Origin of the sequence: Citrobacter amalonaticus, assembly GCF_037053465.1 — a bacterium.
GTDB classification, from domain to species: domain Bacteria; phylum Pseudomonadota; class Gammaproteobacteria; order Enterobacterales; family Enterobacteriaceae; genus Citrobacter_A; species Citrobacter_A amalonaticus_H.
The window spans coordinates 16030-26361 of record NZ_JBALIF010000027.1 but is presented as its reverse complement, the minus strand read 5'-3'; the positions used below and the strand labels follow the sequence as shown (position 1 = coordinate 26361).

The 10332-nt window shown below is 50.6% G+C and carries 14 protein-coding genes; 6 read left to right on the top strand and 8 right to left on the bottom strand.

The genetic code is table 11. From position 1 onward, the window contains the following. Nucleotides 1–412: 412 nt before the first annotated feature. Nucleotides 413–967 carry a gamma carbonic anhydrase family protein gene (locus tag WB371_RS22885; protein WP_336222257.1) on the top strand — a complete coding sequence of 185 codons (555 nt, stop codon included), beginning with the start codon at nt 413–415 and terminating at the stop codon, nt 965–967. On the opposite strand, the gene WB371_RS22880 is transcribed toward WB371_RS22885, so the two are convergent. From WB371_RS22880 to dprA, 6 genes are read right to left on the bottom strand one after another with little or no spacing between them, the layout of a single operon-like run. Next, entirely contained in the window at nt 943–1200 is a 258-nt protein-coding gene (locus WB371_RS22880; protein WP_336222256.1) for a DUF1488 domain-containing protein, read from the bottom strand. The genes WB371_RS22885 and WB371_RS22880 overlap by 25 nt on opposite strands. Next, entirely contained in the window at nt 1197–2015 is an 819-nt protein-coding gene (aroE, locus tag WB371_RS22875) for a shikimate dehydrogenase (RefSeq protein WP_336222258.1), read from the bottom strand. Before aroE ends, WB371_RS22880 begins: the two co-directional genes overlap by 4 nt. A gap of 4 nt (nt 2016–2019) precedes the next feature. Then, nucleotides 2020–2592 (bottom strand): L-threonylcarbamoyladenylate synthase type 1 TsaC, encoded by a 573-nt coding sequence (gene tsaC, locus WB371_RS22870; RefSeq protein ID WP_336222255.1) that lies wholly within the window; start codon nt 2590–2592, stop codon nt 2020–2022. Continuing rightward, a complete protein-coding gene (locus tag WB371_RS22865) occupies nt 2585–3139 on the bottom strand; it encodes a type I DNA topoisomerase (protein WP_336222254.1) in 555 nt (184 codons plus the stop codon). The genes tsaC and WB371_RS22865 overlap by 8 nt, the downstream gene beginning before the upstream one ends. Before the next feature lie 26 nt (nt 3140–3165). After that, a complete protein-coding gene (smg, locus tag WB371_RS22860; RefSeq protein ID WP_336222253.1) occupies nt 3166–3639 on the bottom strand; it encodes a DUF494 family protein Smg in 474 nt (157 codons plus the stop codon). After that, nucleotides 3611–4735, bottom strand: a complete 1125-nt coding sequence (gene dprA / locus WB371_RS22855; RefSeq protein WP_336222252.1) for a DNA-protecting protein DprA — start codon at nt 4733–4735, stop codon at nt 3611–3613. Before dprA ends, smg begins: the two co-directional genes overlap by 29 nt. 129 nt (nt 4736–4864) lie before the next feature. Between dprA and def the strand changes: the two genes are divergently transcribed. The 5 genes from def (at nt 4865) to mscL (ending at nt 9628) form a co-directional block, all read left to right on the top strand. Further along, complete coding sequence (gene def, locus WB371_RS22850; RefSeq protein WP_336222251.1) at nt 4865–5374, top strand: peptide deformylase; 510 nt, start codon at nt 4865–4867, stop codon at nt 5372–5374. A gap of 14 nt (nt 5375–5388) precedes the next feature. Beyond that, nucleotides 5389–6336 carry a methionyl-tRNA formyltransferase gene (gene fmt / locus WB371_RS22845; protein WP_336222250.1) on the top strand — a complete coding sequence of 316 codons (948 nt, stop codon included), beginning with the start codon at nt 5389–5391 and terminating at the stop codon, nt 6334–6336. A 52-nt stretch (nt 6337–6388) separates the two neighbouring features. After that, a complete protein-coding gene (rsmB, locus tag WB371_RS22840; protein ID WP_336222249.1) occupies nt 6389–7678 on the top strand; it encodes a 16S rRNA (cytosine(967)-C(5))-methyltransferase RsmB in 1290 nt (429 codons plus the stop codon). A 21-nt stretch (nt 7679–7699) separates the two neighbouring features. Beyond that, nucleotides 7700–9076, top strand: coding sequence for a Trk system potassium transporter TrkA (gene trkA, locus WB371_RS22835; protein WP_336222248.1), 1377 nt, complete (start codon nt 7700–7702; stop codon nt 9074–9076). A gap of 141 nt (nt 9077–9217) precedes the next feature. Continuing rightward, a complete protein-coding gene (mscL, locus tag WB371_RS22830; protein WP_042326268.1) occupies nt 9218–9628 on the top strand; it encodes a large-conductance mechanosensitive channel protein MscL in 411 nt (136 codons plus the stop codon). Here the strand turns inward: mscL and WB371_RS22825 are convergent. Beyond that, nucleotides 9625–9843 (bottom strand): alternative ribosome-rescue factor A, encoded by a 219-nt coding sequence (locus tag WB371_RS22825; protein WP_336222247.1) that lies wholly within the window; start codon nt 9841–9843, stop codon nt 9625–9627. The genes mscL and WB371_RS22825 overlap by 4 nt on opposite strands. Nucleotides 9844–9898: 55 nt before the next feature. Continuing rightward, the gene (gene zntR / locus WB371_RS22820) at nt 9899–10324 is read right to left on the bottom strand and encodes a Zn(2+)-responsive transcriptional regulator (RefSeq protein ID WP_336222246.1); all 426 of its coding nucleotides are present in this window, start codon (nt 10322–10324) and stop codon (nt 9899–9901) included. Between the last annotated feature and the right edge of the window lie 8 nt (nt 10325–10332).

Below are 10332 nucleotides of genomic sequence, written 5' to 3'. Positions count from 1 at the left end.
TGGTATTCATTTTTCGTCTTGCGACGTTAAGAATTCCTGTCACTTTGAGTGCCCACACAGATTGTCTGATAAATTGTTAAAGAGCAGTTGCGACGCGCTTTAGCGCTCTGTCGCGAGGTGGCGTATATTACGCTTTCCTCTTTTAGAGTCAACCCTTAACTTCAGGATTTTTCTCTTTGCTGTGATGACCATCTTGTGAAGTGTTTCACTTTGTCGTCTCAACGGAGGCGCATTATAGGGATCCCATTTTTTTGCACAAGCCTTTTTTGGATCTTTTTTTCTGTTTGCTGAATTTTCACCCCTTTCGCTCCATTCATGTGCAATTTGACCGATTTTTGATAGCTAAATCACTTGCAGAAGGTCAGAAATGCAACCAAAGTCATCGTTACTGTTCTCTTTCCTTGAGGTAAACATGTCAGACGTATTACGTCCTTATCAGGATCTTTTCCCACAGATCGGCCAACGGGTGATGCTTGACGCCAGTAGCGTGATCATTGGCGATGTTCGTCTGGCGGACGATGTTGGGATTTGGCCGCTTGTCGCGATCCGTGGCGATGTGAATTACGTTGCGATCGGCGCACGTACGAATATTCAGGACGGCAGTGTCCTGCACGTCACGCACAAATCCACCTCCAATCCGGAGGGCAATCCGCTCATCGTGGGTGAAGATGTCACCGTCGGACATAAAGTAATGTTACACGGCTGCACGATTGGCAACCGCGTATTAGTCGGGATGGGATCAATTCTGCTGGATGGCGCAGTGATTGAAGACGATGTGATGATTGGCGCGGGAAGCCTGATACCACAAAATAAGCGTCTTGAAAGCGGTTATCTCTATTTGGGAAGCCCGGTCAAAAAGATCCGACCGTTAACTGATGAAGAGAAAGTGAGTCTGCAATACTCCGCCAAAAACTATGTAAAGTGGAAAGACGAGTATCTTGCTCAGGATAGCCAGACCCAACCGTGATCATCTTCTTGCTGGGACTGGATCAGCGCTTCCGCTTCTTCTTCCAGATCCCAGCGATGCTCGCAAAAAATCGCTAACCATTGTTCTGCCGTTTCACCACCAAAGCGCTTCGCCAGCACCTCTCCCTTGATCGCGCACGTTAGCTGCATCCCATTTACCAGTGCAGGAAAACAGACCGCATCCTTTTGCACATTCCACTCTTCCCGATCCGGGAACTGAATAGCCTGATTCATGAGGACAGTTCTTGCTTGAGGCGTGCAATCACCGGTTCAATTTCAGGTAACACACCGTGCCAAAGGAGAACAGCATGAGCAGCCTGTCCCACCAGCATTCCCAGACCGTCGGCATAGCGCTTCGCTCCCTGACGTTCACACCAGGAGATAAAGGGCGTATGACCTTTTTGGTAGAACATATCGTAACAACATACAGAGGGATGAATAAGCGACGCCGGGATCGCTGGGATCTCACCGCTGATGCCGCTGGATGTCGCATTGATGATCAGATCAAATTCCTGCCCTTCCAGCTCATCCATATCCAGCGCCTGAACACTGCCCGTATGTGCAAAAACCTGGGCCAGTTCTTCCGCGCGCGATGCTGTACGGTTGACGATAGTGACCCCGCAGTCCAGAGAAAGCAGCGGCAACAGCACGCCTCGCGAGGCCCCACCTGCGCCAATCAACAGGATCCGCTGCCCGGGATGAATAAATGACAAACGCTCAAGATCGCTCAGCAGACCAATACCGTCCGTATTATCGCCCAGCAAACGACCATCATCGAGTCGCTTGATGGTATTCACCGCACCAGCCAGCGCTGCGCGTTCTGTAAGTTCATCTGCGCGCGCAAATGCTTCTTCTTTAAAAGGCACCGTCACATTCGCCCCTTTACCACCTTTCGCAAAAAAGGTGTTCAGGGTATTAATGAAATCATTTACAGGCGCCAGTACACGACCATATGGGTGTGTAATCTGCAGTTGCTGCGCAAATTGCTGGTGAATAAACGGTGACTTACTGTGTGCGATTGGATTGCCAAAAACCGCATAGGTTTCCATCATCTTACCCCTGTCGAAACAACTCACCCGTCAGGGCATCACGAATTTCAGAAGGATTTAAACGACCGCCGGTTTCCCCTGACACCACCGGGAAGTCTTCTCCAAACTGCGCACGGACTTCCTCTACTGTACGGCAGGGCGGCAAACCGCTCAGGTTGGCGCTGGTTGAAACCAAAGGCTTTCCATAAGCCTGGCACAAAGCGACCACCAGCGGATGGTCCGTCACACGCACCGCCAGGGAATCAAAGCGCCCCGTCAACCAGCGCGGTGTCGTCGCAGGTGCCGGGAAGACAAAGGTCACCGGACCAGGCCAACGCGAAAAAACAGCCTCGCGTTGGGCATCGGTTAACATGCTATCGTCAATATACGGCCTGAGCTGCTCAAAATTGGCGGCGATCAGAATTAAGCCTTTATCGACCGGACGCTGTTTCAAGACCAACAGGCGATTAACGGCCGTTTCACTATCGGGATCACACCCGACGCCAAAAACAGCCTCTGTTGGATAAGCGATGACGTTTTCTTCTTTTAGTACCTTTATCGCCTCAGCGATAGGGCCTGCTGGCAGGTTATTATTCACTTTTTTGTTCCGCCGAAACCGGCTTTCCACATTGTTTACTGGCGCAAAAGTGCTTCACACCCTGCGCGGTTTTCTTTTCGATGAGTAGCGGATAGTGACACTCTGGACACTCTCCGGCTATCGGTTTGAAGTTAATAACAAACTGACACTCCGGATAGCGATCGCAAGAGTGAAATGTTTTGCCATAACGTGAACGTCGCTGGACCAGATGGCCCGTCTGGCATTGAGGGCAGGTTATTGCAGTTTCATCCGGTTTATCAATGAGCTCGGTATGTTCACATTCAGGATAACGACTGCACCCAATAAACATACCAAAACGTCCCTGGCGTAACACCAGTTCGGCACCGCAGGAAGGGCAGAATTTCCCCTCCAGAACTTTGACGATGTGCCCGTCCGCCGAGGATTTCAGCGGACGGATGTAGTCGCATTCCGGATACTGTGAGCAACCGAGAAACGGACCGTGTTTCCCGGAACGGATAACCAGTTCAGCCCCACACTGCGGGCAGGGCTCATTTTTACGCACCGAAAACAGTGCTGATTTAGCCATAACAACTCATGCTGAATTAAGGTTGATTAATGCAGCATACCTTCATTCACTTCAAAGAGTAATTCTTCCATTTGCTGATATGCATTTTCACAACCTGGAATGTTGAACAAAACCATCAGGATGACCCACTTGAGGTCCTCCAGGTCGAATTCTGCGGTATCCAGCGCGAGTACGCGTTCAATCACCATTTCTCGCGTTTCGAGGTTTAGCACCTGAATCTGCTCAAGGAATAACAAAAATCCCCGACAGCTGGCATCCAGCCTTTCACACTCTTCTGGAGTATAGATACGTACAGAGAGAGGATCAGAGGCAAGTTGCATTGGCTCGGCAAGACCTTCCTGATAATCAGCAAGCTTTTCCAGCCACAGAAGCGCATTGTAAATGTCTTCGCGCTCAAAACCGGCGTCGGTAAGATCCCGTTCAAGTTTGTCCTGGTCCACACGGAGTTCGGCTTCATTGTGGATATATGTCTCAAACAAATACATTAGTACGTCGAACATGGCATGCCCTCCTCAATCGGACATAGCCGCCGGGTACAACTGCGATCCATCCTGCTAACTCCAGTTCGAGCAGTTGAGCCACTACCTCTGGCACAGGTTGGCCGGCACGTTCAGCGACGACGTCAACAGGTGTTACCTCATCTCCTACGTTAGCCAGGAGCTCGGGAAATGGCAATGCTGCGACTTCTGGATCTGATGAATAAAGTGATTTTTCAGGCGGATCTGGCAACCAATGTAAGCCATACTGCAAATTTTCCAGGATTTCCTCTGGAGCGGTCACAAGTGTAGCCCCCTGCTTTACAAGCCAGTGCGGACCTTCACTGCCGGGACTGCCTATTGGCCCAGGGATGGCATAGACCTCTCTTCCCTGCTCCAGCGCACAACGCGCGGTGACCAGTGACCCACTACGCAGCGCGGCCTCAATCACCAGAACACCTTTACTTAACCCACTGATGATGCGGTTCCGACGGGGAAAATTACGAGGCAAAGGTGACATCATTAAAGGAAACTCAGACACCAATGCACCACCACTTTCGATTAGCGCATCAGCCAGGCCAGTATGACGACGTGGATAAATGGATTGCAGACCATTTCCTAATACAGCAATACTTTTTCCCTTTGCCTGAATCGCCGCCCTGTGAGCAATACCGTCAATACCGCGCGCCAAACCACTGGTAATCGTAATTTCCCACCCGGCAAGTTTCTCGCAAAATAGGGTTCCCCACCGCTCTCCATACCAGGACGGCGTTCGGCTTCCCACAACAGCAAGTTGAAAGTCATGAAGGCAATGCGGGAAACCTGCGACAAAGAGTGCGCCAGGATAATCATTGATAGCACGAAGTTGAGCGGGATAATCGTCAGTATCCGCCAATAACAAGTGGTGATGCGGCTGTTCGAGCCAGCAAAGCGTCTGTTCCAGCCCTGCTTCCGGGAAAGTGAGAAAGCGCGTTGTCTGCGAGGCAGTAAGCCCTGCTCGTCGAAGAACAGCAGCATCGATATGCGGCTGTTTTGTAAGGTTGTGGGCGATTCGTACCATCTCATCGCCGAACAATTCACTCACACCCATCAAACGTAACCAAATTTCGATACGGGTCATCCTTGTCCCCCTGCCACAAGCTGTCTTAGCAATCTTTGCGATTGGTCACTGATGCTGTCAATCAGATGGGGATTTGTCTAGAATAGAGGTAATAATCTTTTCAACTCCTGAACACAACTCTGGATAACTATGTCAGTTTTGCAAGTGTTACATATTCCGGACGAGCGCCTTCGCAAAGTCGCCAAACCGGTAGAAGAAGTGAATGCGGAAATTCAGCGTATCGTCGATGATATGTTCGAAACGATGTATGCAGAAGAAGGCATTGGCCTTGCAGCCACACAGGTTGATATCCATCAGCGTATCATTGTGATCGACGTTTCGGAAAACCGGGACGAGCGTCTGGTATTAATTAACCCGGAACTTCTGGAAAAAGAAGGTGAGACCGGTATCGAAGAAGGTTGCCTGTCCATTCCGGAACAACGTGCTTTAGTACCTCGCGCGGAGAAAGTGAAAATTCGCGCGCTCGACCGCGACGGAAAATCCTTTGAGCTGGAAGCAGATGGCCTGCTGGCTATCTGTATTCAGCATGAGATGGATCACCTGGTCGGTAAATTATTTATCGATTATCTGTCGCCGCTGAAGCAGCAACGCATTCGTCAGAAAGTTGAGAAACTCGACCGCCTGAACGCACGAGCTTAAGGACAAGAATCACCGTGTCAGACTCACTACGTATTATTTTTGCGGGTACTCCTGACTTTGCAGCGCGTCATCTTGACGCGCTGTTGTCTTCTGGACATCACGTTGTTGGCGTGTTTACCCAACCCGATCGCCCGGCTGGCCGCGGTAAAAAACTGATGCCGAGCCCGGTTAAAGTGCTGGCAGAAGAAAAAGGTATTCCGGTTTTCCAGCCTGTCTCCTTGCGCCCGCAGGAGAACCAGCACCTGGTTTCTGACCTGAATGCTGATGTTATGGTGGTCGTAGCATATGGTCTGATTCTGCCAAAAGCGGTACTGGAAATGCCGCGACTCGGTTGCATTAACGTTCATGGTTCCCTGTTACCACGCTGGCGTGGCGCAGCCCCTATTCAACGTTCACTCTGGGCGGGCGATGCAGAAACCGGCGTCACTATTATGCAGATGGATGTGGGACTGGATACAGGCGATATGCTCTACAAACTCGCCTGTCCCATCACGGAACAAGATACCAGCGGCACTTTGTACAACAAACTGGCAGAGCTGGGGCCGGAAGGACTGATCGCGACGCTGAAACAGTTAGCAGAAGGTAAGGCGCGTCCTGAAGTGCAGGATGAGGCGCTAGTTACCCATGCAGAAAAACTCAGTAAAGAAGAAGCGCGCATAGACTGGTCGCTCTCTGCGGCTCAACTGGAACGCTGCATCCGCGCATTCAATCCCTGGCCAATGAGTTGGCTGGAAATTGAGGGTCAGCCAGTAAAAGTCTGGCAGGCCACCGTCATTGATACGGCTACCCAGGCAGAGCCGGGCACTATCCTTGACGCCACAAAACAAGGCATTCAGGTCGCAACCGGCAACGGAATTCTGAATTTGCTCTCATTGCAACCCGCCGGGAAGAAAGCGATGAGCGCGCAGGATTTACTAAATTCACGTCGGGAATGGTTCATTCCTGGCAACCGTCTGGCCTGACGGTCACTTCTGACTACGCCCGGTGTTACCGGGCATTTTTATTTTTGCGGTTATGAATAAGAAAATTAACTTACGCAGTATGGCGGCACAGGCCGTTGAACAAGTCGTCGAGCAAGGACAGTCATTAAACAATGTCCTGCCGCCATTACAACAAAAAGTCTCCGACAAAGACAAAGCGCTGCTACAAGAGTTGTGCTTTGGGGTTCTGCGCACGCTGCCACAGCTCGACTGGCTGATCAACAAACTGATGTCTCGCCCGATGACAGGAAAACAGCGTACCGTTCATTACCTGATCATGATGGGATTCTACCAGTTACTGTATACCCGTATTCCACCGCACGCCGCACTGGCAGAAACCGTCGAAGGCGCAGTCGCCATTAAGCGTCCGCAGCTTAAAGGGCTGATAAACGGCGTTCTGCGCCAGTTTCAGCGTCAACAGGAAGAACTACTGGCGGAGTTCGCCCGTAGTGATGCACGTTTTTTACATCCTTCATGGTTGCTGAAACGCCTGCAAAAAGCCTATCCGACACAATGGGAATCCATTGTAGACGCCAACAATCTACGGCCACCGATGTGGTTACGCGTGAACCGCACGCACCATACGCGTGATGGCTGGCTAGCGTTACTTGAAGAAGCAGGTCTGAAAGGTTATCCACATCCTGACTATCCTGATGCGGTACGTCTGGAAACACCAGCACCCATTCACGCGCTTCCGGGATTTGATGAAGGATGGGTCACGGTCCAGGACGCCTCTGCTCAGGGTTGCGTTACCTTCCTCTCGCCACAAAATGGCGAACACATTTTAGATTTGTGCGCCGCGCCGGGCGGTAAAACCACACATATCCTCGAAGCCGCGCCAGAAGCTAATGTGTTAGCTGTCGATGTAGATGAACAACGACTCTCACGTGTCTATGACAACCTGAAGCGTCTCGGGATGAAAGCCACGGTTAAGCAGGGCGATGGGCGTTACCCCGTGCAGTGGTGTGGTGAACAGGTGTTCGATCGTATCCTGTTAGACGCCCCGTGCTCCGCAGCGGGTGTTATTCGCCGACACCCTGATATCAAATGGTTACGCCGGGATCGCGATATTGCAGAACTGGCAACATTGCAGGCTGAAATTCTTGATGCCGTCTGGCCGCATCTGAAATCTGGGGGGACGCTGGTCTATGCCACCTGTTCAGTCTTGCCGGAAGAGAACTGCCAGCAGGTAAGCGCCTTTTTGCAGCGAACTCCGGATGCAACGCTTAGCGAGACAGGCACACCTGAACAGCCGGGCTTGCAAAAACTGCCGGGTGCGGAAGAAGGCGATGGCTTCTTTTACGCTAAGCTAATCAAAAAGTGATGAGATAACGGGTCACGACTGATGAAAATAATCATTCTGGGCGCAGGACAAGTAGGCGGAACGCTGGCGGAAAACCTGGTTGGCGAAAACAACGATATCACGGTGGTCGATACCAACGGAGAACGTCTGCGAAGCCTACAGGACAAGTTCGATCTGCGTGTCGTTCAGGGACACGGCTCACATCCACGCGTATTGCGTGAAGCAGGCGCGGACGATGCCGACATGCTGGTTGCCGTGACCAGTTCTGATGAAACCAATATGGTTGCCTGCCAGGTAGCTTATTCGCTGTTCAATACGCCGAATCGAATCGCCCGTATCCGCTCCCCTGATTATGTCCGGGATGCGGACAAACTGTTCCACTCAGAAGCCGTGCCAATCGATCACCTGATCGCCCCTGAGCAACTCGTTATCGACAGTATTTATCGACTCATTGAGTATCCTGGTGCGTTACAGGTAGTCAATTTCGCGGAAGGTAAAGTGAGTCTGGCGGTGGTAAAAGCCTACTATGGTGGCCCGCTGATCGGTAACGCGCTTTCAACGATGCGCGAACATATGCCACATATCGATACCCGCGTGGCGGCGATTTTCCGTCATGACAGACCCATTCGCCCGCAAGGATCAACCATTGTTGAAGCAGGCGATGAGGTCTTCTTTATCGCCGCTTCGCAGCATATTCGAGCAGTCATGAGTGAACTGCAACGCCTCGAAAAACCTTACAAGCGCATCATGCTGGTTGGCGGCGGTAATATTGGGGCAGGTCTGGCGCGTCGTCTTGAGAAAGATTACAGCGTGAAGCTGATCGAACGCGATCAACAGCGCGCTGCCGAGCTGGCCGAAAAACTGCAGAATACGATCGTCTTCTTTGGTGACGCCTCGGATCAAGAATTGCTGGCCGAGGAGCATATCGATCAGGTCGATCTGTTTATTGCCGTTACCAACGACGATGAAGCTAATATCATGTCAGCGATGTTGGCTAAGCGGATGGGGGCGAAAAAGGTGATGGTGCTGATCCAACGCCGCGCTTATGTCGATCTTGTCCAGGGAAGTGTTATTGATATCGCCATTTCGCCACAGCAGGCGACGATATCTGCACTTCTCAGCCACGTACGAAAAGCAGATATTGTGGGTGTCTCCTCATTGCGTCGTGGAGTGGCAGAAGCCATTGAAGCCGTTGCCCACGGCGATGAAAGTACGTCACGGGTGGTCGGTCGGGCCATTGATGAAATTAAACTTCCACCGGGAACCATTATTGGGGCTGTTGTGCGTGGCAACGATGTCATGATTGCCAATGACAATTTACGCATCGAACAAGGCGATCATGTCATTATGTTCCTGACGGATAAAAAGTTTATCACCGACGTCGAACGTTTATTCCAGCCAAGTCCTTTCTTTCTCTAATGTTAAAAGGGTGCGCCTTAGCACCCTTTTAAATCCCCTGATTTATCAAGGTATAATTACTTCCTCTAAACTTGATACTAAAATGGAAAATGCCTTAACATTTGTTAAACTTAATAACGTTAGTTATTTAGGGAGGATATAATGAGCATTATTAAAGAATTTCGCGAATTCGCGATGCGGGGAAATGTTGTCGATTTGGCGGTGGGTGTCATTATTGGTGCTGCGTTCGGTAAAATTGTATCGTCATTAGTAGCCGATATCATCATGCCGCCGCTGGGTTTATTAATTGGTGGGATCGACTTTAAGCAATTTGCTGTCACGCTTCGTGATGCGCAGGGAGATATCCCGGCGGTTGTGATGCATTACGGAGTCTTTATTCAGAACATCTTCGACTTTGTGATTGTGGCATTTGCTATTTTCATGGCGATTAAGCTCATTAACAAACTTAATCGTAAGAAAGAAGAGCCGGCTGCAGCACCTGCACCGACAAAAGAAGAAGTTCTGCTCACTGAAATTCGTGACCTGTTAAAAGAACAAAATAATCGTTCTTAACAGGAGGCAGAAAGCAGAAGGCCAGTGGTAAAAAAGTGATTCTCTTTCTTGCCACTGGCCTCCCAGTTACCCCAATTAGCGTGCTTGCCTTTTCGTAAATAACTGCCTTTTCCTTTCTTGTTTTTCTCAACACGCTGCCTGAATAGTGGGTCATGTAGTAATGCCTCAATGGCATTGTCCTTTATCTGCCCTTTCGTATGCTGATAACGACTCATAATAGCTCCAGTTTGTGGTTTAACGGCGCGAGTGTAGTCTCACGCGATTAATAAATCAACAGACCGATTTCACCCCACTGGCCCCCTGCTCCAGTGCTTCCAGAATCGAGCAGTACACACTGCTATGTGCGGTGCCGCAGCAGGCATCATTGAGAAGCTGTAATGAACGCTGCATACTCTGCAACTCAGCAATACGCGCTTCGACCTCTTTTAATCGTTCCTGCACGATCCCTTTTGATTCCTGGCAGGTGTGATGCTCGGGATCGATACGGATCGACAACAATTCACGGATCGACTCAAGGGTAAACCCAAGCTGTCGGGCGTAGCGGATGAATTTCAGACGCTGAAGATCTTGTTCCGTATACAACCGGAAACCGCCTTCTGTGCGCACCTCATGTTCCATCATCTGCTGCTTTTCGTAGTAGCGGATGGTATCAGGGGTGACTTCCGCCATCTTTGCTAACTCACCAATGCGGTACATACATTCCA

Coding starts and splice junctions, on each gene's coding strand:
- smg (WP_336222253.1), bottom strand. CDS start 3,639: ATGTTCGACGTACTAATGTATTTGTTTGAGACATATATCCACAATGAA.
- mscL (WP_042326268.1), top strand. CDS start 9,218: ATGAGCATTATTAAAGAATTTCGCGAATTCGCGATGCGGGGAAATGTT.
- WB371_RS22880 (WP_336222256.1), bottom strand. CDS start 1,200: ATGAATCAGGCTATTCAGTTCCCGGATCGGGAAGAGTGGAATGTGCAA.
- zntR (WP_336222246.1), bottom strand. CDS start 10,324: ATGTACCGCATTGGTGAGTTAGCAAAGATGGCGGAAGTCACCCCTGAT.
- WB371_RS22885 (WP_336222257.1), top strand. CDS start 413: ATGTCAGACGTATTACGTCCTTATCAGGATCTTTTCCCACAGATCGGC.
- trkA (WP_336222248.1), top strand. CDS start 7,700: ATGAAAATAATCATTCTGGGCGCAGGACAAGTAGGCGGAACGCTGGCG.
- dprA (WP_336222252.1), bottom strand. CDS start 4,735: ATGACCCGTATCGAAATTTGGTTACGTTTGATGGGTGTGAGTGAATTG.
- rsmB (WP_336222249.1), top strand. CDS start 6,389: ATGAATAAGAAAATTAACTTACGCAGTATGGCGGCACAGGCCGTTGAA.
- aroE (WP_336222258.1), bottom strand. CDS start 2,015: ATGGAAACCTATGCGGTTTTTGGCAATCCAATCGCACACAGTAAGTCA.
- WB371_RS22865 (WP_336222254.1), bottom strand. CDS start 3,139: ATGGCTAAATCAGCACTGTTTTCGGTGCGTAAAAATGAGCCCTGCCCG.
- WB371_RS22825 (WP_336222247.1), bottom strand. CDS start 9,843: ATGAGTCGTTATCAGCATACGAAAGGGCAGATAAAGGACAATGCCATT.
- def (WP_336222251.1), top strand. CDS start 4,865: ATGTCAGTTTTGCAAGTGTTACATATTCCGGACGAGCGCCTTCGCAAA.